Annotated in this window: 14 protein-coding genes and 1 pseudogene; 12 read left to right on the forward strand and 3 right to left on the reverse strand. The window is 48.0% G+C overall.

Annotation, left to right across the window (positions count from 1 at the left end):
* Nucleotides 1–105: 105 nt before the first annotated feature.
* The gene (locus DW915_RS08570) at nt 106–1,806 is read right to left on the reverse strand and encodes an ABC-ATPase domain-containing protein (protein WP_118741957.1); all 1,701 of its coding nucleotides are present in this window, start codon (nt 1,804–1,806) and stop codon (nt 106–108) included.
* A gap of 141 nt (nt 1,807–1,947) precedes the next feature.
* The gene (locus DW915_RS08575) at nt 1,948–2,961 is read right to left on the reverse strand and encodes a LacI family DNA-binding transcriptional regulator (RefSeq protein WP_022462682.1); all 1,014 of its coding nucleotides are present in this window, start codon (nt 2,959–2,961) and stop codon (nt 1,948–1,950) included.
* A gap of 351 nt (nt 2,962–3,312) precedes the next feature.
* Here DW915_RS08575 and DW915_RS08580 point away from each other — a divergent pair, with 351 nt between their 5' ends.
* The 10 genes and pseudogenes from DW915_RS08580 (at nt 3,313) to DW915_RS08630 (ending at nt 15,124) form a co-directional block, all read left to right on the forward strand.
* Entirely contained in the window at nt 3,313–4,713 is a 1,401-nt protein-coding gene (locus tag DW915_RS08580; RefSeq protein WP_118741958.1) for an L-fucose/L-arabinose isomerase family protein, read from the forward strand.
* Nucleotides 4,714–4,718: 5 nt separating this feature from the next.
* Entirely contained in the window at nt 4,719–5,552 is an 834-nt protein-coding gene (locus DW915_RS08585) for a transketolase (protein ID WP_118741959.1), read from the forward strand.
* A complete protein-coding gene (locus tag DW915_RS08590; RefSeq protein ID WP_118741960.1) occupies nt 5,549–6,481 on the forward strand; it encodes a transketolase family protein in 933 nt (310 codons plus the stop codon). The genes DW915_RS08585 and DW915_RS08590 overlap by 4 nt, the downstream gene beginning before the upstream one ends.
* Before the next feature lie 319 nt (nt 6,482–6,800).
* Nucleotides 6,801–8,287 (forward strand): annotated as a pseudogene (locus DW915_RS08595) (FGGY family carbohydrate kinase).
* A gap of 517 nt (nt 8,288–8,804) precedes the next feature.
* Complete coding sequence (locus DW915_RS08600; protein WP_055220179.1) at nt 8,805–9,524, forward strand: metallophosphoesterase; 720 nt, start codon at nt 8,805–8,807, stop codon at nt 9,522–9,524.
* Between the two features lie 195 nt (nt 9,525–9,719).
* A complete protein-coding gene (locus DW915_RS08610) occupies nt 9,720–10,376 on the forward strand; it encodes a metallophosphoesterase (protein WP_055220101.1) in 657 nt (218 codons plus the stop codon).
* An 18-nt stretch (nt 10,377–10,394) separates the two neighbouring features.
* The gene (locus DW915_RS08615) at nt 10,395–11,177 is read left to right on the forward strand and encodes a metallophosphoesterase (RefSeq protein WP_055220098.1); all 783 of its coding nucleotides are present in this window, start codon (nt 10,395–10,397) and stop codon (nt 11,175–11,177) included.
* Between the two features lie 136 nt (nt 11,178–11,313).
* Nucleotides 11,314–12,369: an AAA family ATPase gene (locus DW915_RS08620; RefSeq protein WP_118741961.1), complete on the forward strand. Its 1,056-nt coding sequence runs from the start codon at nt 11,314–11,316 to the stop codon at nt 12,367–12,369.
* Between the two features lie 110 nt (nt 12,370–12,479).
* Nucleotides 12,480–14,309, forward strand: a complete 1,830-nt coding sequence (locus DW915_RS08625; protein WP_055220094.1) for a vWA domain-containing protein — start codon at nt 12,480–12,482, stop codon at nt 14,307–14,309.
* A 125-nt stretch (nt 14,310–14,434) separates the two neighbouring features.
* On the forward strand, nt 14,435–15,124 hold the full coding sequence (locus DW915_RS08630; RefSeq protein WP_118741962.1) for a metallophosphoesterase family protein: 690 nt from the start codon (nt 14,435–14,437) through the stop codon (nt 15,122–15,124).
* Between the two features lie 111 nt (nt 15,125–15,235).
* On the opposite strand, the gene DW915_RS08635 is transcribed toward DW915_RS08630, so the two are convergent.
* Nucleotides 15,236–15,427 carry a YlcI/YnfO family protein gene (locus DW915_RS08635; RefSeq protein WP_055220177.1) on the reverse strand — a complete coding sequence of 64 codons (192 nt, stop codon included), beginning with the start codon at nt 15,425–15,427 and terminating at the stop codon, nt 15,236–15,238.
* 515 nt (nt 15,428–15,942) lie between these two features.
* Between DW915_RS08635 and DW915_RS08640 the strand changes: the two genes are divergently transcribed.
* Both DW915_RS08640 and DW915_RS08645 read left to right on the forward strand, forming a co-directional pair.
* Nucleotides 15,943–19,791, forward strand: coding sequence for a PEGA domain-containing protein (locus DW915_RS08640; RefSeq protein ID WP_118601017.1), 3,849 nt, complete (start codon nt 15,943–15,945; stop codon nt 19,789–19,791).
* Nucleotides 19,792–19,915: 124 nt separating this feature from the next.
* Nucleotides 19,916–21,835, forward strand: coding sequence for a hypothetical protein (locus tag DW915_RS08645; protein ID WP_118601018.1), 1,920 nt, complete (start codon nt 19,916–19,918; stop codon nt 21,833–21,835).
* The last annotated feature ends 271 nt before the right edge of the window (nt 21,836–22,106 follow it).

Here is a 22,106-nt window from a genome sequence, read left to right on the forward strand (position 1 = left end):
TGGCTTTTTGATATAAAAAATGGAAGAAAAGAATACCCATTCATGCGCACATGATTCGTATTCTTTTCTTCCATTTTTTATTGCTCTGAATTGTTACAAATTTTCTCAGAACCGCAGTTCCCTGCACCGGTTCAGGCATGCAAAGATTTCCTGCCGTCTCGGCCGTGCCAGGTCGCTGGGTCTTCCAGGAGCGAGAAGCGAAGAGAGGCCTTTTTCATCCATCTGTTTTTCCAGCAGATCCACCACCTGCACCAGTGTTTTCTTACCGTCCATTTTGTGCCCGGCGGCTTCTAAAAGGAGCGCAGCCAGCCCGTTCAGCTGTTCACTGTCCGTGAGCTGTTCCACGGCGCGCAGATCGGTCAGAGACTTGTTGATAAGGATGGATTCCCGTCCCATTACTTTGACTTTCGTGCGGTCACTTCCCGTCAGGCCTTTGCCCGGCTGCGGGCAGCGATGGAAGGCTGGAACGGAAAAAGGGCGCACGGAGGCAGTAAACGGCGGAAATTCCGCGGCTGTGGTTTTCGCGCGATCCGTAATGTCATAAGGAACGTATTCTTTCATCTGAATGACAGTGTCTGCCACGTGGAAGTAAGAACCAGAGCTTCCGGCAACGAGAATCGACGAGATGCCGAGCTTCTCATACAGATCCCGCACGCGGCTGATAAACGGTGTGATCGGTTCTTCGCTGTCGGCAACGACGCGCTGCATCAGCTCATCGCGCACCATAAAGTTGGTGGCGGACGTATCCTCATCGATCAGAAAGAGGCTCGTGCCGGATTCGATGCCCTCGATCACGTTGGCAGCCTGCGAGGTGCTTCCGCTGGCATCGGCGGTCGAGAATGAAGTCGTATCACTCTTTCCGGGAAGATTGTGGATGAAGAGGGAGATATCGACGTTGCTGATGCTTCTGGAGTCCTCGGAGCGGAGCTTTCCGGCGCTTGCATCGGTGATGACATATTCACGGCCGTCCCCGGCGATGTGGTTGTATACGCCGCGCTCAAGCGCCTGCAGCAGGGTGGATTTTCCGTGGAAGCCTCCGCCTACGATCAGTGTGACACCGAGTGGAATTCCCATGCCGGAAACAGGTCCGCGGTTTGGAAGATCGAGGGTAACGCGCAGGGATTCCGGTGAGGTAAACGGAACGGCGTGCTTCATCGGCAGATCGGAAACACCGGTCTCGCGCGGGAGAATGGAGCCGTCGGCGATGAAGGCAGTGAGTCCTTTTTCTTTTAATGCGGCGCGGATCGCCTGCTGGTCCTCACAGAGATAGGCGACATTGGCGCATGCTTTCGGATCCAGAGCACGGTAGAACAGCGATTTTTCCACGCAGCCGGGCAAAAAGTCGAAAAGAATGCAGATCAGCTCCTGCGAGGCGATGGTGCGGCCGTTAGCCGGAAAGCCGATTTCCATGTTGACGATAAGACTGCCGTCGGAAGGATTCAGAACACAGGCAGTACGCTCCAGAATTTCCTGCCCGCAGCGGCTTATCCCCAGCAGACCACTTTTGCCGGAGCCCTTTGCGCGGAACGAATACGGTGCGATAGCGCGCGCAAACTGGCGCAGCAGGTAATCCTGGAGGGCGACGCGCTTTTCGTATGTGTCGTAGAGAAAAGCCGGAAACGCAGCGGTTTTGCCGCTGACATGAACGCTGACCCGGGACGGAGCGGCGAACGGATCGCCCTGAACGTGGTCGATGGAGAGTGTGTAGCGCGGAAACTGATAGGCGCCACGGGTGGATTTATAGGCGGGATAGCTTTTGTGATTGATACTGAGTAAAAGCTGTTTCAGATCATTTGCAGATTGCATGAAAAAAACTCCTTTCAAAATAAAAAAGGTGAGGCTGCCGTACAGAGCGTGTCTGAGAAAGGCTTTTCGCAAGCTGCGAGTTCCGGTTTGCGGAAATGATTTTTCAGACACGCGCTAGATGACAGCCTCATCCCAAAAGCTTTAACGTCTGGAAACACTCTGGCGCTTCACCAGCTTGGTTGCCATGCACATTTTCAGACATTCGCGTTTCGGATCGGCCACGCGGTCAAGCAGGCGCTGGACAGCGGTGGCTCCAAGCTCGCGTTTTCGGACCTTCATGGTGGAAAGCGGCGGAACCATCATATCGCACATCGGAACGTCATCAAAGCCGATGATGGAGACATCCTCCGGGATGCGGTAGCCGTTTTCACGCAGTGCACGCATGGCGGCCGCCGCGATGATGTCATTGTCGGCAAAGTAGGCATCCGCGATCGGTGCTTTCGACTCGAGAAGGCGCAGCATGTCGCGGTAGCCCTCGTCCGAGGTCGGGGAAACCGGGTGGACATATGGATGTGAGGTGCTGATACCGTTTGCACGGAGCGCTTTGTAGTAGCCGTCGGCGCGTTCGGAGAAGTTGCTGATGTCGAGGCTCGAGTGAAAGTAGCCCACGTTTTTGTGTCCGCACTGAATCAGATAATTCGTGGCGTTGAACGCCCCCTGGATGTTGTTGATCAGAACGCAGTCGTAATCGAGCTCATCGTAATAGCAGTCCACGACAACGATCGGAACAGAAAAATCGCGGAACTTGCGGAAATCGGACGGAGCCATTTCGGTTGCAAGAAGAAGAATGCCCTCACAGTCCACAGCGCGGAGTGCATCGAGCTGGCTGTCAATATCCATGGTCTCATAAAAATAGGAGATATGAAGCGCACAGCCCTGGCGGGTGCATTCGGTGGAGATTCCTTCGGTCAGCTGGGAGAAAAACGGCGTGTCGGCAGCAACCTTTCCGTGCTTCTTATAATTGACCAGCTGAATAATGCGGGAGGAAGCGCCGGAGGCTTCATTTTTTTTCGGCGCATAGCCATACTCGGCTGCAGTTTTTAAAACCAGCTCTCTTGTGGCATCACTGATGCCGGGTTTGTTATTGAAAACCATAGAAACCGTGGCAGGTGATACGTTGATCAGCTTTGCCAGTTCTTTCGCAGAAATATTCATAAGAGTTCAGCTCCTGTTCGATAAAATCAGCCCGCACGGTGCTTTCAGGCGTTTTGCGCATGCGGGGTGTTGAAATTTATTTCAGTATTTATTTGAAAAATATTAAACTTATGCATTGATTTTAATATGAATTAAAAAAGAAGTCAACTTCTGAGCTGTAAAAAGTTGAGATACGAAGAAATGCATAAGAGCAGCCATTCTTTTTTGTATAAATTACTAAAAAAGATTTAATAAAACTGAATTGATGTTGACAAATTCAAAGAAATTTAGTAATATAAGGACCATAAAGAACAGAGAAATTCAAAATATAATTTAGCAAAGTTTAAAGAAAATTAAATGGAGGAAATGAATATGAAATCTGTTAAGATCGGATTTGCACCTACGAGAAGAAGTATTTTCAGCGCTCCGGATGCCGTAAAATATGCCAACCTGACGAGAGAGCGTTTAAAAGAGCTCGGCGTTGAATTTGTTGATATCACAGACATCAATGAGGAGGGTCTGTTTTACGATGAGGCGGACCGTGAGAAAATCCAGGAGAAATTCCGCCGTGAGAACGTAAAGGGAATTTTTTTCCCGCACGGAAACTTCGGAACGGAATATGTCTGTGCAAGGCTGGCAAAGGAAATGGGGCTTCCGGTACTCCTCTGGGGACCGCGCGATGAGAGACCGGATGAGAACGGTGTGCGTCTCCGTGACAGCCAGTGCGGTCTGTTCGCAACCGGAAAAGTGCTGCGCCGTTTTGGTGTTCCGTTCACCTACATGACGAACTGCCGTCTGACCGATCCGGAATTTGAGCGTGGCATTCAGGATTTCCTTGCTGTATGTAATGTGGTAGATACCTTCCGCCACACCAGAATCCTTCAGATCGGACCGCGTCCGTTCGACTTCTGGTCCACCATGTGCAATGAGGGCGAGCTGCTGGAAAAATTCAACATTCAGCTTTCCCCGATTCCGCTTCCGGAACTGACTGCGGAGATGAAAAAAGTAAAAGCAGAGGGCAGCGAGGTAGAAAAAGTCGTTGCATACTGCAACACCAATATGTGTGTAAAGATCAAACCGGAAGAACTGGAAAATGTAGCAGCTCTGAAGGTTGCAATGAAGAACCTGGCTGCAAAATATTCCTGCAATGCCATTGCGATCCAGTGCTGGAACGCACTGCAGGGTGAAATCGGCATCATGCCGTGTGCGGCAAACTCTCTGCTGAACGAAGAGGGAATTCCGGTTGTCTGTGAGACCGATATCCATGGCGCCATCACCGCTCTGTTGGTAGAGGCTGCCGGCAGAAACGATAAGAGAAGCTTCTTTGCTGACTGGACCGTACGCCACCCGGACAACGAGAACGGCGAGCTGCTGCAGCACTGCGGACCGTGGCCGATTTCTGTTGCACAGGAAAAACCGACGATCGGTTATCCTCTGGCATTCAGCCATCCGGGCGCTGTAGAGGCACAGGCAAAATTAGGCGAAATGACACTGGCGCGTTTTGACGGAGACAACGGAGAGTACTCCCTGCTGCTTGGAAATGCAAAAGGTGTCGAGGGACCTTACACGAAGGGAACCTACGTATGGGTTGAGGTACAGAACCTGAAACGCCTGGAGGCAAAAATCGTGGAAGGACCGTACATCCACCACTGTGTCGGTATCCACGAGAACGTTGTGCCAGTTCTGTATGAAGCATGCAAATACATCGGTATTGCCCCGGATTTATATGATCCGATCGAGGAAGATGTCAAAGCATATTTAAGAGGAGAATGAAAATCATGAGTGAATACAAGGAATTGAGTTGTCTGGCGTATGATCTGCGGAAGAAAGTAGTGGAAATGGTAGTTTCCGGCAAGGGCGGCCACATCGGCGGCGACATGAGTGTCATCGATGTGCTTGTAGCGCTGTATTTTAAAGAGATGAACATCAGCCCTAAGAACATGGACGACCCGGACCGCGACCGTTTTGTGATGAGTAAAGGTCATTCCGTTGAGGCATATTATGCAGTACTTGCAGCAAAGGGATTCTTCCCGATGGAAGAGGTCATCGAAAAATTCTCCAAATTCGGCAGCCCGTACATCGGCCATCCGAACAATAAACTGCCGGGCATCGAGATGAACTCCGGTTCTCTCGGCCACGGACTTCCGGTCTGCGTGGGAATGGCGCTGGCAGGAAAAATGGATAAAAAAGATTATCGTGTTTACACCGTTATGGGTGACGGCGAGCTGGCAGAAGGCTCTGTCTGGGAGGGCGCAATGTCCGCAGGAAACTACAAGCTGGACAACCTCTGTGCGATCGTAGACCGCAACCGTCTGCAGATCTCCGGAAATACCGAGGATGTCATGAAACAGGACAGCCAGGAGGAGAGATGGGCAGCGTTCGGATGGAATGTTATTTCCGTACCGGGCAACGATATGGACGCGCTCGTTCATGCGTTTGAGCTGGCGAAACACTGCAAGGGAAAACCGACGGTTATTATTGCAAACACAACGAAGGGCTGTGGTTCTTCCGTGATGGAAAATAAGGCGGAGTGGCATCATAAAGTGCCGACACCGGAGGAAGTAGAACAGATCATGAAGGATCTGGATGAGAGAAAGGAGGCACTGTCATGAATAAAATTCCAAACAGACAGGCCATTTGCGAGGTTTTAATGAAACATGCCGAGACGGATAAAGATATCGTGGTGCTCTGCAGCGATTCCAGGGGAAGTGCTTCCCTGACACCGTTTGCAAATGCGTATCCGGAGCAGTTTGTGGAGATGGGTATTGCGGAGCAGGATCTGGTCAGCGTTTCTGCCGGTCTTGCAAAATGCGGCAAGAAAGCATTTGCGGCATCTCCGGCGTGCTTCCTTTCTACAAGAAGCTATGAGCAGGCGAAAATTGACTGTGCATACTCCAACACCAATGTAAAGCTGATCGGCATCAGCGGCGGTGTGAGCTACGGCGCACTCGGCATGAGCCATCATTCTGCACAGGACATCGCAGCAATGGCAGCTATTCCGAACATGCGCGTTTATCTGCCAAGCGACCGCTTCCAGACAGCAAAACTGGTTGAGGCGCTTCTTACCGATGAAAAACCGGCTTATATCCGAGTGGGAAGAAATGCCGTTGCAGATATTTACAGCGAAGAAAATACCCCGTTTGAGATGGATAAGGCGACGGTTCTCTCGGAAGGCACCGATGTTTTACTGGTAGCCTGCGGCGAGATGGTCCGCCCGGCGCTCGATGCAGCTGCTATGCTGAAAGAAGAGGGAATCAGCGCAGGACTGCTCGATATGTACTGTGTGAAACCGCTGGACAAAGAGGGCCTGGTAGAAGCTGCAAAGAAGGCAAAAGTTGTCATTTCGATCGAAGAGCACGCTCCATTCGGCGGTCTTGGATCGATGGTGAGCCAGGTGGTCGGTGCGGAATGCCCGCGCAAAGTCGTTCATATGTCTCTGCCGGATGCGCCGGTGATCACGGGAACTTCCCAAGAAGTCTTTGACTATTATGGATTGAATGCCGAGGGCATTGCAAAAAAAGCGAAAGAATTACTGGCTTGACCAGAAATGGAATCAGCGGTGAATGTGATAGCCCGCAGGGAACTGTAAACTGCCGCAGGTCTGCGTATGCCATGTTCCTGCGTACCCGGGCGGAAGAAAATCCGGGAACGCAGGAACTTTTTCTATATAATCAGGAATAAATCGTTCTGCGGAAGATGTTGGAATGTGTGGCAATCGCCAAAGATCTTGCCTATAGGGGCAGGGTGAATGCCGCGACAATAGAAAATGACGCATGGTGTGTTGAAAAACAGGGTGTATTCAGCGTTATTCGAGATGGGGATCTGGATATTTATAAAATTTTAGGAATGGAGCTGGACAAATGGAGAAAAGGTATATTATCGGAATTGACCAGAGCACGCAGGGAACGAAAGCGCTGCTCTTTGATGGGGAGGGACATTTACTCCGCCGTGCCGACCTGCCGCACCGGCAGATCGTCAATGAAAAGGGATGGGTGTCCCATGATCTGAATGAGATTTACCGGAATACCGTACAGACGGTAAAAACGCTGGTGGCAGAGTCCGGTGTTGCACCGGAAGAAATCGCCGGAATCGGCATCAGCAATCAGCGTGAGACGACGGCGATCTGGGACAAGGCGACCGGGGAACCGCTGGAATAGGCAATTGTATGGCAGTGCGGCCGCGCAAGCGGCATTGCGCAGAAAATTGCGGAGCAGGGGCACGCAGAGGAGATCCGCGAGGCAACGGGTCTGCAGCTTTCGGCTTATTTTCCTGCTGCAAAGATGGCATGGCTGCTTCGAAACGGCGGAGAAGAAAGACAGAAGCGTGCGGAAAACGGCGAGCTGTGTCTGGGAACGATTGACAGCTGGCTGATTTACAAGCTGACGGGGGATCATGCATTTAAGACGGATTTTTCAAATGCGTCAAGAACGCAGTTGTTTAATTTGAAAACGCTGGCGTGGGATGAGAAGATCTGTGAGATGTTCGGGATTCTGGTCTGTGCGCTGGCCAGGGTGTGCGATTCCGATGCGGTGTATGGAACCACGACGATGGAAGGATTGTTTTCCGAGACGGTTCCGATCTGCGGTGTATTAGGCGACTCTCATGCGGCTCTGTTCGGACAGGGCTGCTTAAAACCGGGTATGATCAAGGCAACGTACGGAACGGGTTCTTCGCTGATGATGAACATTGGAGACAGGCCGATTCAGAGCAGCCACGGCGTTGTGACTTCGCTTGCGTGGGGAAGAGGCGGCAAGGTGGACTATGTGCTGGAAGGCAACCTGAACTACACTGGAGCGGTGATTACCTGGCTGAAGGATGATCTGAAGCTGATTTCTTCGGCAAAAGAGACGGAAGGACTGGCGAGGGAGGCAAATCCGGCAGACCGCACGTATCTGGTTCCGCATTTACCGGGCTTGGTGCGCCGTACTGGGATGAGAAAGCAACGGCATCGATCAGCGGAATTACCCGTACCACAGGAAAAGCGGAGGTGGTAAAAGCGGCACTCGACTGCATTGCCTACCAGATCACCGACCTCGTCCGTGCGATGGAGCAGGATACAGGCATGCGGATTGAAGAACTCCGCGTGGACGGAGGCCCGACACGGAATGGATATCTGATGCAGTTCCAGAGTGATATTACGAATAAACGCGTGAAGATTCCGGACGCGGAGGAGCTTTCCGGTATCGGGGCGGCTTATATGGCCGGTATTTCAGCCGGGGTCTACGATCTGGAAAAACTCGCGGGAAATATGAAACGAAGTGTGTATGAACCGAAGATGGACGATGAAATCCGGGAGAAGAAGTATGCCGGATGGAAAAAGGCTGTCGACGGGGTGTTAAGTAAATAGGGGACTTGTGCTCTGTGCGGCGGGAGGCTTTTTGCGCTTGAAGGTGGGATGACGAAGGGGGGACGCGGGCATTACTGTACACTCGGCAAATACACGTTTATGATAAGAAAACGAAGACGCATACGTGCGTGATTGAGAAATTTGAAAAATAAAATAATCTACAAACAAAAAGGAACGATTTGGATAGAACGTTCCTTTTTTGCATATAGGGAATAAATTGTACAGAAATAAAAGGCGCTGTATAAACAGCGCGTAGTGCTGATAGAATGCGAGAAAACAGCAAGAAAAAGAGGATTAAACTTGTAGTTCAATGAAGAAAAGAATAGATGTGGTATAGTATCAAGAAAAGGGGATTTCGCATGAATGAAAGTTCAATAGAAGATGTATTAGAGTGTACATTATGCAAAAAGAGGAGGGACAAGAGTTTGTCCGGTAAAAAACAGGAAGTATGGTAAGATAAGCTGGTAATGGAGAACGTATGCAGATTCGTATGGATGAAAAAGGGAGGATTCTGTTTATGGCTACTTACGTTATTTCTGATATTCACGGTGAGTATGAGAGATTTATGGAGCTGCTGGAAGAAATCGAGTTGAAAGATACAGATACGCTCTATGTTCTGGGTGATGTTTTAGACCGGGGTGAGCATCCGATTAAGGTGATATTGAAACTGATGGAAATGCCGAATGCGTTCTGTATCGTGGGGAACCATGAGGTGATGGCGCTGGAATGTCTGCGGTTTCTCTGTCAGGAAATCACAGATCTTGCCATCGAGGAAGTGGATGCTGAACTGCTGGACAATCTTGTTCTCTGGAAGTATAACGGCGGTGATGCTACGATCCGGGAATTTCGGGCGCTGGATCCCGAGATGCGGGAGGAAGTACTGAATTTTCTGGAGGATTTCAGTCTGTATGAGGAGCTTACAGTGGGAGAAAAACAGTATCTGCTGGTGCATGGAGGGCTGGGTGGATTCACACCGGAAAAGAGGATCGAGGAATATTCCCTGCACGATCTTGTATGGGCCAGACCAGATTATCAGAAGGAATACTTTGCGGATACAAATCTGGTAACAGGACATACACCGACGCAGACGATTCCGGAAAATGATAATCCTGGGTATATTTATAAAAAATATCACCACATTGCGATCGACTGCGGCGCATGCTTCCCGGGAGGGCGGCTGGCGGCAATCTGTCTGGAAACGGGGGAAGAGTTTTACAGTTCGGACAACAATGGGTGAACGATTTTAGACGTTCCATGATGCCAGAATCAGAAGACCGGGATTCGGAACCAGCAGAACAAGCGGGAAGACTTTTGAAACAGGACATGCCAAAACACAAGCAGGAAAGCCGTTTTGGGAAAAATGAGCGGATTACGGAAGCTTTGATGATTGCAGGAACAGACACGAAAGCTGCGAAAGAAAAGGAGATTTTGGATGCACTATATTATTACCGATATACATAACGACAGCTGGCGGTTCATGAAATTGCTGGAAAAAATGGATCTCAAAGAGGACGATCACCTGTACCTGCTTGGTGATTTGTTTGATCGCTGCATGGATCATCCAGACCCGGCGGGCGTGTATTTTCAGGTATTGAAGCTGGGGAAAAAATGTACTGTGATCCGCGGCAACCACGATCATTGGCTTGCCAATTACATTTTCCGCTATTACGGAATGGATGAGAGAGACCGCGCCCTCCTGCAGCCGTATCCGTACAATTCCTTCCATCTTCTGCAGGAGCGCCTGACAGAAGTAGATCTGAAAGAGCTTGCGGAGTATATCCTTTCCTGGCCGGTGCAGGTGGAAATCGAGGTGGACGGTCAGCCGTATCTGCTTGCCCATGCCTGTACGGCAGAACCGGGAAAATGGAAACTGGACAACTATTATCTGATGGGGGATTTGTGGTACAAGGTTTTTCTTCATGAGGGAGTGCATGGATATATTTCCGTCTGCGGCCATCAGAACATGGGAAATGGATCCATCTGGAAGAATAAAAAAGGAAACGTTTATCTGTGTGACTGCGGCTGCGGCTTCGAGAATGGAAGACTGGGATGCCTTTGCTTGGAAACGAAAGAAACTTTCTATGTATAAACAAACAGAGGAAAAGCAATGAAGCGATATATGATGTCGGATATTCACGGATTTCTGGAGGCATTCGAGGCAGCTCTGAAAAAAACAGACCTTTCGGGGAAAAACCAGCTGATTCTGTTGGGCGATTACATAGATTATGGGCCAGATGGCCGGGCGGTGCTGGAAAAAGTCAGGGCATTGCAGGAAAAATATGGTTCGGAAAAAGTCATTGCCCTGATGGGAAACCATGAAAAAGCACTGCTGGACTGGCTGGAAGAATATGCGGATGTCAACCGGCATATCGGCAGTGTGGAGCAATATCGCAGCCGGGAATGGCTGGCATCGGATGCAGATGGAGACTATGAAACGCTACACAGCTTTCTGAAAGAAGAACATTTTCAAGAGTTTCTGGAAAAAGAAGCACACCTCTCAGAGGATTCTAGAAATGCAGAAGCAGTACGGCTGATGTTCGAAGATGCGGGGGATCTGATCACCTGGATGCGCCATTTTCCTTACTTTTATGAAACAGAACGCCAGATTCTGGTGCACGCCGGAATTGCCGAATGGGGCGGTAAAAACTGGCTGTGCGTGACCAGCGAGGAGCTGATGGTGGGGAAAAGAACGGTAAGCCGCGGAGCATTCTATAAGGATGTGATTGCAGGTCACATCTCCACGGCAAAAATCAGTGGAAACAGAATATATGACGGTATCTGGCATGACGGTCAGAGTCATTATTATCTCGATGGAACCACCTGGCAGAGCGAAAAAATTCCGGTGCTGGAATATGACAGTGAAATTGGAAAATACAGAGAAATATGGTGAGACACGTTGTAATGCAGCACAGTAAGATCACGGCAGGGCAGAAAAAGTGATTTAGTCAAATCAAGCAAGTGGTAAAGTGGATTGCGAATATCCGCTTTGAAAAGATACAGGATCGAAACAGAAGGGAGTACATCAGATGCATTTACCAATCAGTGTGACACAGGATGAATTATTAGAAGTATTGCTTCAGGTTGCGCCGGTGCGGCCGGTTTTTATCTGGGGTGCGCCCGGCATCGGAAAATCCGCGTTAGTGGAAAAATTCGCAGACGAAGTCGGCCTGCCGTGCGTGTCGCTCCTCGGAAGCCAGCTCGCGCCGGAGGACATTATCGGCATTCCGCAGATCCGGGGCGAAACCTCGGAATTTCTTCCGCCGAAAATGATCGCCAGAAAAGAGCCATATGTCCTGTTCCTGGACGAACTCAACGCCTGTACGCAGGAAGTGCAGAAAGCCTTCTATTCCCTGATCCATGAGCGGCGGATCGGAGAATACCATCTTCCGGAGGGAAGCATTGTGATCGGAGCAGGAAACCGTGCCGAGGACAGTGCGATCGTAAAAACGATGTCGTCCGCCCTTTTAAACCGTATGTTCCATGTGCAGCTAAAAGCGGATGCAGGACAGTGGATCAAGTGGGCGCAGGCAGAAGGACTCCATCCGTGGGTCATTGACTATATCATCCAGCGGCCGGATCACCTCTTTTCCGAACCGCCGAAAACCGAAGAACCGTTTTCCACCCCGCGTTCCTGGCACATGCTGAGCGATGCGTTGAAGGAATACCGGGCCGGGGAGCAGGATATTTCGCAGGAAACATTAAAAATGATGGCGTACGCCTGCCTCTTGGAACAGCATGCGGGGATGTTTCTTGCTTACACAAAAACACTGCGCAACACACATCTCCTGGATGACATTATCGCGCAGAAAGCAAAATGGCCGGACAAGCCGGAAAACCGGGATGTGCTGTATTTTCTCGCACAGTCCTTCCGCGCCAGACTGCTTGCAGAACTGCCGAAAAGCAAACAGGGAATTTCCGGCGGCATGCTTTCCTTTGCGTACCGCGCCAAGGGCATGATCAAAGAACTCGCAGTCATCAATTTCGAAATCGCCCAGATGACCGTCGCAGCTGATGGAGCGGAGGCACTGCCGGACTGGTTTATGATGGAAATCATCCGTGATCTGCCGCGGCTCGTCGGCTGAAAAAAGCCCGGTTATTATTGAAACACATGACTGGGGGAGTGATTCATGAGCTTCAAATGGAAGCACTAAAATAAATTGACACGGATCTGAAAAACAGGAAGGAGAAACAGATGCCATACGTTCGAAGCCGGTATTACCGCGAAGAAGAAAAGCCGGCCGGGTACCGCAGAGTGGAGGCCGGCTTTGGTTTGCTGGAAAAAAATACACTGTTCCATCAACTGGATGGGTACATCACTGCAAAGCCCTCCCATCTGAATGCAAAAGGAAGTCTGGCCTGTGTTACGAAAGATGGAGATATCTACGTCAACATGCGGGCGAACCTGTCGCCGGAACAATGGTGCTATGTGATGGCACACAACCTTCTGCACCTGGCGTTCGGCCACTTTGACAAAGCGAGCATCCCTTCCGACTGCGAATTTGTCCCGGCACTCTGGAACAAAGCCTGTGATATCTACATTACCAGATTCCTTTATGACATCCGCCTCGGCGAGCCGATCTGCGCAGATCCGGCGGAAGCATATCCGATCAAACTGAACAGCGAGCAGAAAATTTATGAATATCTGTTGAAGCACCAGGATAATGGTGCGCAGATCTGCGGGACAAACTCTGAAAAATTAAAGGATATGATCGGGGTAGAACGGCCGATCGTTTATAAAAAGGGAGAAAGAAATGCATATGCTGAAAAATTTTCCTATGCAGTCACTCATTCCATCAAATCTGCACTCTGCGATGCGGGAGGATACGATCTTAAAACGAAAAAGAATACCGTCATTTCCAGAGCAGCAGAATGGTTCCTGTCCCATTATCCGCTGCTCGGAGGTCTTGCGGCTGCATTTAAAATTGTGGAGGACATTGAAATGTGCCATCGGTATGAAATCCATATTGCAGCGGTTGACGCAGAGCAGGGAATCATTTATGCCAATCCGTCGTGCGGATTTTCGGAGGAAGAGTGGATTTTTGTTCTCGCGCATGAATATCTCCATGCCGGACTGCAGCACCAGAAACGGTGCAATGGGCGTGACTTCTTTCTGTGGAACATCGCCTGCGACTACGTCATCAACGACTGGCTGCACGAAATGGAGATCGGCAGAATGCCGCCGGATGGGCTGTTGTATGATGAAACACTTCACAACAAATCGGCAGAAAGTATCTATGATCTGATCGTGAAAGAGATCCGAAAGTACAAAAAACTAAACACCTTCCGGGGCTTTGGCAGAGGTGATATGTTTAACGGAAACAGACCGCATTTTACTGGAAGAGAAAACGGGGTCAGCCTGGATGAACTGCTGAAAAACGCACTGCGGGAGGGACTGGATTACCATCAGGAGCACAATCGTGGTTTCCTGCCGGCCGGGCTGGTACAGGAAATCAGGGCGCTTGCGATGCCGGCCATTCCCTGGGATGCCGCGCTGGCGAAGTGGTTTGACGTACAGTTTCCACCGCTGGAAAAACACCGCACCTATGCGCGGCCGAGCAGACGGCAGGGTGCCACGCCGGATATTCCAAGGCCAGGATATGCGTATTACGAGCAGGATCTGGAGAGCCGGACCTTCGGTGTGGTCGTGGACACGTCCGGTTCCATGAGTGCAAAACAGATCGGTATGGCACTCGGCTCCATTGCCAGCTATGCCGCGGCGAAAGATGTTCCGTTCGTGAGAATCATTTTCTGTGATGCCAAAGCGACGGATGCGGGATATCTGGCACCGGAAGATATTGCCGGCCGGGTAAAAGTCACGGGACGAGGAGGAACCATACTGCAGCCGGGCGTGGATTGTCTGGAACAGGCGAACGATTTTCCAAAGGACGGGCCGATTCTGATTATTACGGACGGGGAGATTGAGAATGATCTGAAGGTAAGACGAGAGCATGCATTTCTGCTTCCGAGAGGAAACCGGCTGCCGTTCCGGGCACGGGGAGAAGTGTTTTATTTTCGGGAATAGTGCGGTGTAGTCTGTGCCTCTGCAAGAAACGATAGCAGCGGTAGAGAAAGCGGACAGAATTTGCGGATGATGTTTTGCGATACTTTAGAGAACAGAAACAGAGAACACGAGAGGAGACGCTGAGAATGAGCATTGTCATTACAGGAGATACCCATGGCACCTTTGATATTGGAAAAGTTGTACGCTATTTTAACGAGCACGAAGACGAGTACACCCGGGATGACTATCTGATCATCTGCGGAGATGTCGGCATCTGCGGCTTTTCTGCAGCATACGAAGCGAATACGAGAGCCGTTTTCCGAAGTCTGCCGGTGACGACACTGTTTATCGACGGAAATCATGAGAACTTCGAACAACTGAATTTCTACGCCGTGGAGCAGTGGAACGGCGGAAAGGTGCATATCATTGAGGACAACATGATCCATCTGATGCGCGGCCAGATCTTTACGATTGACGGGCTGAAATTCTTTACCTTCGGAGGTGCTTACAGCATCGACAAAATGTCCCGCGCGGAGGGAATTTCGTGGTTCCCGGAAGAAATTCCGTCACGGGAAGAGTACGAAGAAGGATGGAAAAATCTGGAAAAAGAAGATTTCCAGGTGGACTACATACTGACCCACACCGCCCCAAGAGATGTGGCCGCGGCAATGGGGTATGGAGAGCTGTCTGACGATGAGGTGGAACTTCGCCAGTACCTGCAGCGCGTGGCGGATGAGACAGAGTTTCAGAAATGGTATTTCGGGCACTTTCATGAAGATGCGGAAGTGGAAGAGGTGTTTGTGTGTCTGTATGATGAGGTTGTGGAGTTGAGTTAGGACAGGATCTTGTCCTGAAAAAAATAAGAAGCATGGTAAGATAAAATAGAAGCAGAGAACAGCCAGAAAATGCACGTCGAACCATAAAAATCTGCTTTGAAAAAAGAAAAGTTAATTGTGTTCTTCTGACGGGGCGTCCATGTGATCCAGCGCATACTCACACGCCTGAATTACAAAACTGGAAAAGGTAATGTCCTGGTCAGAATCGGAAATTGCCTGTTCGATCTGATCGATCAGGTGAATGGGGAAACGGATGGTTTTGTTTTCCGTTTCCTTGCGGTTGCCTTTTAACTGAAATGCCATATCAAACTCCATTCTGCTGCCGGAGAATATAAGAACGGAGCATGCTTCCGGATCTTATGTGGAAACTACGGGCAGCATAAAACATAACAAAGGTGTTTCAAAAAAAGGTTCGACAAAAAATAAATTTTTCGAATCTGCGAAATCGAAAAATGAAGAAAAAGCTGTTTTGGGGACAGCTTATTTCAGTGCGCTTTTTCTGGCTGTATTCTGATTTTAAAGAGTACTGGAAGCCCAGTCTGTTTTATTGTATTGCATAATAATGATGAAATATGCATTGCAAAATGCATGACAAAATATATTGCAAATAAAGGGAGGATGTATTACACTAAAAGAAATACAACAGAAGAAGGAGGAAAATGAAATGTTCATTGCTCTGCTCAGCTAATGATTGAGATGCAGAGCAAGAAAAGCCGCCTTTCCATTGACGGAAGGCACCAAGGATCCTGAAGACAGCATAAGCGGCAGATATTCAGAGAAAAAGGATCGAAATTTTACATTTACGAGGGAGAAGACGTATGAAAGTGTGGAAGAAATTACAAGTTGTCTTTCTGGCACTGCTTTTATGCACCGGAATGATGACACAGCCTGCTCTTGCAGCATCGCTGCTTCAGGATGGAATAGAAGCAGCCTTGACAACAGACAAAGAAACTTACCAGCAGGGTGAAGAAATCAAAGTTACTTTAACTGTAACCAATACAAATGATACAGCAGTAACGAATCTGTCACTGGAAAATATTTTGCCGGAAAATTTTGTGCTGGCCGAAAATGCGGAGACAACAAAAAAGATGGAATCTCTGCAGGCTGGAGAAACCGTTACGTTGACAACGGTTTGTACGGTAAAAGCATCAGATGATAAGAAGGATGATGAAAATAAGGAAAATCCTTCTGGAGATGACAAAAAGAATCCGACAGATAATGAAAAGCCAGGAAATGGAAACGTAGCAAATGACACGAAGAATCCTGGTACGACAACGGGCAGCAAGGATTCCGGAACGACATTAACAAAAGATCAGGGAACTGGAAACGCAAAGCAAAATGGCCAGTCCTTAAAGGCTGAGAAACTGAAATCTGCACCGAAAATGGGTGACAACACCAAAATTATTGTTTGGGTTGTACTGCTGGTGCTGGCAGGAGCAGCCGTTGTTGTTGCACTGAAGAAAAAAAACAGAAGAAATAAAATGTTGGCGTGGTTTCTGTGCCTGATTATGACGGGAAGCACCGTTGCAGGCGTATTTCCGGAACGGGCAAGAGCAGAAGCACAAAGTGTAAACATAGGAAAGGTCATGGAGCTTTCCAAGAATATTCTTGTGGATCAGACTACCGTGGAGCTGAAAGCAAAAGTTGAATATACCTACGTGAAGTCAGATGATCCATCGGACGATACCAAAACATATACACGCGGTGAGTGGGTGCAGATGCTCGCTGAAAAGGTTGAAATGAACCTGGATACAGATCCGGATTCCTTAAACCATTATTATGCGGATACGGCAGGAAATGCGTATGAAGCAGCAATCGAAATTGCAGAGAAATATGGAATCCTGCCGCCACCGGATATCGAAGATCTGGAGCAGGATATCCCGTTTTTCTATCCAGATGAACCGGCAACACGCGAATTTGCGGCTTATACGGCAGTACATGCAATGGGATTCAATGGAATACATTCGTATGATACGAACAGTTGGACGGATTGGGATAGTATTACATATCAAAATGAAGCAGCAATTGCAGTAGGGAAAGGATTTTTGGAATTAAATACAGAAAACCAGTTCCAGCCGCATGCGTTGCTCTCCAAGAAAGATGTTAAATCGATTTTCTGTGAAATTGATGAAATCAGACAGGAAGACACAACAATTGGTGAAGAGCCGCATGATAATACACAGTACGTAGATGGTGTATTGAAAAAAGAACTGGAAAATATCACAGATTATACAGTTGTAGAGAATGCGGATGGAACCTATACAGTTACACTTCCGAAAACAACCGAGACAGAAAAAATCGGAGAAGGAAGTGTTATGATCCTTCCTGCGAATGAAGTTTATATTTCAGGTATCGCGCTCAAAGCAACTACGGTAACAGAGGATGGCGAGAAACTGATTCTGACATGCATAAAGCCAGAATTATGGGAAGTGGTCAGCAAAATTGATTTTGTCGGAGGCGGTACAGCACTTATCGGAGGAGCTGCCGACACGGATGAATATGGAATTGCAACACAGGCTAATATAGGAGCAGGTGGTGTTATTGATGTTGGCTACGAAAAGAATTTTGAATTTAATATTGGTTCGAATGATGAAGGAAAAGGAAAAATTGATTTTGAAATTCCTGAAATTCTGTGCGTTGTAAATGTTGACGTTGGAGTAAATGGTGTTTCGGTAAATGAACTTAAACTTGCTGTCACGGAAAATGCAAATGAAGATATTACGGCGGAAAAAGAATTTGCTGACAGTGGTCAGGTAGAATTAATGCGTTTTCCAATTACAATAGGGGCTACCGGTTTTACCTTTGATGTTGTACTTTTCTGTTCATACAAAGCAGATGGATCCTTACATATTTCATATAGCGTTGAATCAACACAGGGATTTGAATATAAAGATGGAACATGGAGAGGCATTTTCGATTTTCATCATGGTGTTGATACCCTTGAGGTAAAGGGAAATATGGAAGGCGGTATTGGCATAAAAGGTCTGTTGACTTTGTACAGTGTTTTTGATTTAGCAGGCTATTATGCAGATTTAGGCTTAGGCGTTGAGGCAGAATTTGCATACCATGATTTAGAAAATGGAAGTCTCGCATGCGAGGATATCAAGGTATATCCATACTCAACAAATGGACTCGATACAGATTCCCTGCTTGGAGATGTATTGAAGAAATATTTCGATTTTGATCTGGAATTCAAACCGCTTCAAAATGATGAAAACAACAACTTGAGAATAAAAATGCATAAGGAAAATGGAGTCCGCGTTGAAAAATGTACGTACGCCAGCGGCGGTATCACAGGATATGTTTACTCGGGCAAAACACGTTTGCCGATAGAAAACGCGAGAGTCAGAATTTCCAGAAAAGTCAGAGCAGGCAGCGGCAATGGTGGAAACAGCGTAGCCGGAGGCGGCAGTGGAGGCGGAAGCCATGGAGCCTGGAGCCTTGAAACAGAAGAAAATGAAATTGCTGTTTTTTCAGGAGGAGCTGGAGCCTGGAGAGAGGAAGGAACAGAAACAGAAAGAATTCTCTATACCGATGTGTTTGGCAAGTACAGCACCAAAAATCTGCAGGATGGAACTTATGAAATTACAGTATCCGCAACGTCTTATCAGACGTACAAGGTTGCGGAAGTTCTGGTTCAGAACAGTGAAATCAGATATGTAGAAGATATCTATATGGTGGAGCGCCATGATGATTTTAATACAGGCTCTGTAGAGGGAACGATAACCGATGCAGTCACGGGAGATGGTATTACAGAAACAGCCTACATTGTACGCAAAGGCTGGAACAATCAAACGGGTGATGCTGTGACAGAAGGAGTATTTGAAAATGCAGGCTATACTCTTTCAATGGAAAATGGAAATTATACGCTTGAAATCAGCAAAGAAGGCTATGTGACGAATTACAAAAATATCACAGTAGCGGGAGACCAGATTGAAACAGCAAATATTGTTCTTGTACCGGGAGATGGGGACGGTGAAACCGCAGGAGAATTCCGCATCGTATTAACCTGGGGCGAAGAGCCGTGGGATCTGGATTCTCATCTTGCATGCTACTCGTCGGACAAACCGTATCATATCTGGTTCGGACAGACAGATTTCGAAGGAAATTCTGTTGGAAACTTAGACGTAGATGATACAAGTAGTTATGGTCCGGAAACCATTACAGTACGTAACGTAAAAGCAGACGAAAAGTTCAGCTACTTCGTACACGATTATACCAACAGTTACAGTGAAGTGGCCAATGAAATGTCTCTTTCCGGAGCAAAAGTTCAGGTTTACCTCGAAGGCAAAAACATTGCAACATACACGATTCCGACAAATCAGCCAGGAACCTTATGGCATGTTTTCGATTTCGATGGAGCGACCAAAACCATTAAATCTGTAAACACGCTTGAATATCAGAATGACCCATACACCATCGGCGGAATTGATCAGGAAATGGATGATGTGGATGACACAGAAGAGATTGAAATGTACGCTGGAAAGGTACGAAACAAAAAACAGCCAGAGCAGAAAGTGGTTGTTGAGGAAACTCCATTACCGGAAACAACATCAGAGAGCGTGATTTCAGAGTCGGAAGCAGAAAAACCTGGTGAAGCAGTATCCAAATCAGAATCAGAGCCAGATGATGAAAACGTGGCAGAAGATGAAACGGTAACTCCGTAATACAAAGAAGCTTAAAATGTGGTGAATCAGTAAATCTGGTGCACCACATTTTAAACGAATCAAGCAAGTAGCGAAGCGGATTGCGAATATTCGCTTTGACAGGCAGAATAAGGAGCAGGTACAGATGAAAAAATGGATCCGCGCAGTATTGGCAGGCACAATCATTCTGGCATTGATTCTGTTTGGAATTTTTGCTGCTCAAAGTACACAGAAGAGTACAAAGCCGGAACAGAATCCGGAAGAACAGAATACAAGTGTATCGGAAAACAGCACATCGGATGAGAACACAGCAGAAAACAGTACGGATGATCCTGACATCATTGTAAAAGACAATGTAAAGGTGATTACCAATGAGATGAAATCAGAAGATCAGCCAACGGAAGTTTCTGACAACAGTCTCACCTTTGAAAAAGATCCTGGTTACCAGACCGGAGATGTTCTTGTTGCGGGAGAAATCAGTGCAGCGCCTTCTGGATTTATTCGAAAAGTAGTGCAGAAAGAAAAAACGAATCAGGGTTACCGGGTAGAAACAGAGCCGGCGACCCTGCTGGATGTATTCGAAAAGGCACATATTATCAAACAGTTCCGGCTGACGGAGGATGGTGCAAGTGAAACAGGAAATAACAGCGCTTATACCATTAAAAGACTGTCCGAAGATGAATCGGAAGAAGAGACAGAGGAAGAAAACAGTGATTACGATTACAGTGTCTCAATCAATGTTGAAGAAGAACCCGTTCAGTTTTCCGGAGAGGCAGGATGGGGATGCTGGCTGGAACTTCAGATTGATATCGAAGACGGTGAAGTCCAGTGTGGAATTGCAGTAAGGAGCAAAGCCGGTATTGCCCTGGAATGCGGCGCAAACAGCGAGAAAGAATTTGAAAAGGAAAAAACCGTTTACGAACGAAAACTGCCGAATATCGAGTTCAACGCCGGTATTGTACCGATTGTTATTACAAATCATCTGGAAGCCGTTGTCGGGGCAGCGGGAAGTCTGGAGGGCGGCATTCACAGCTCTTACGGTGCAACAGCCGACAGCACCCTGGGATTCCAGTATGACAGCAGAACAGGCAAAGTAGAAGAAGTCAAAGAAGGAAATCTGAATTCAGACGGACTTGAGTGGAGTACGGTTGAGGTGAACGGTAGGCTGGAAGCATACATTGCCATCCGGCCGAGCGCAAAATTATATGACAGCGCTGGCCTGAATCTTTCCGGCGGAGCAGTTGGAAAAGCAGAAGGCCAGGCAAAGGTATCCATGAAGGACGACCTGGGTGGATATGCGGGCTCACTGGAGCTTTCCATCAGCCCGAGAATCAAAGGAAAAGCAGTGGTTGATATCCCGGTCATTGATAAAAAAATGCAGGAAACAGATCTTTTTGACCGGACCTTTGATCCAATCTGGTCAAAACACTGGGAGTCAAGTGCAGACTGGCAGAAGGATATGGAATGGACGGAAACTGGGGAGCAGGGAGATATCTATGTTACACGGTATGGAGAAGTAAATCAGTGTGACAGCACGGCATTCCAGTTTGAAATCCCAAAAGGCTGGGAAATTCAGACGGAGGAAGTTGGCGGTTCCATGGATGCGGTCAGAGAAAACGTTGTTCTGACAAACGATAGAGGTGTTACCGTTTCGTTTTGGTACTGCCAAGGCGCGCTTGGCGGCTATTCGCGTGATATGCTGAAGGCACAGGTTTCACAGGCAGACACTTCTAATTTTGTGCCTGGATATCCATGGGGAACCGATCGTGACTGTTCAGATCTTGGCGAATTTATGGTAGCACGAGTACATATCACAGGCGAGATGATGGCTGGTATTGATGATGATTATGTTCCTGTAGACAGCACGTTGTTCGCAGTGATACCGACATCCCGTCTTGGCGAGATTGAATTTGCAGGTCAGGCTGGGGACGTAGACGAATTTTCTTTTGACTATCCGACACCAGTTGCATTTATCGCAGAAGCACCAGACGGTACATTTACAGAAAAAGAAGAAGAACAGGTGATTCGCATTTTGAAGAGCTTTAAAGTGGCTGAATTAGATTAAGAGGTACCCCGGAGGGCAGGAAGAGATGAACTGTGTTCCGGGGTATTTCAACATCACGTAAGATAAGATGGAAGGAAAGTACTATTTTAAAATCTTGTGAGATCAAAGAGTGGGGATTTTTTGGAAATTACATAAAAAGAAATAGTAAAGAGAAACGAGCTGCGATATAATGAATGTGATGAAAAATGAGTAACGAAGAATCAATAAAAATATGGAAAAGAACATAGAAAACATGGATTTTTCGGGAAACAAAAAGAAAAAGGGAGGAGTG

This window comes from Blautia sp. AM42-2 (assembly GCF_003480245.1).
Classification (GTDB): Bacteria; Bacillota; Clostridia; order Lachnospirales; family Lachnospiraceae; genus Fusicatenibacter; species Fusicatenibacter saccharivorans.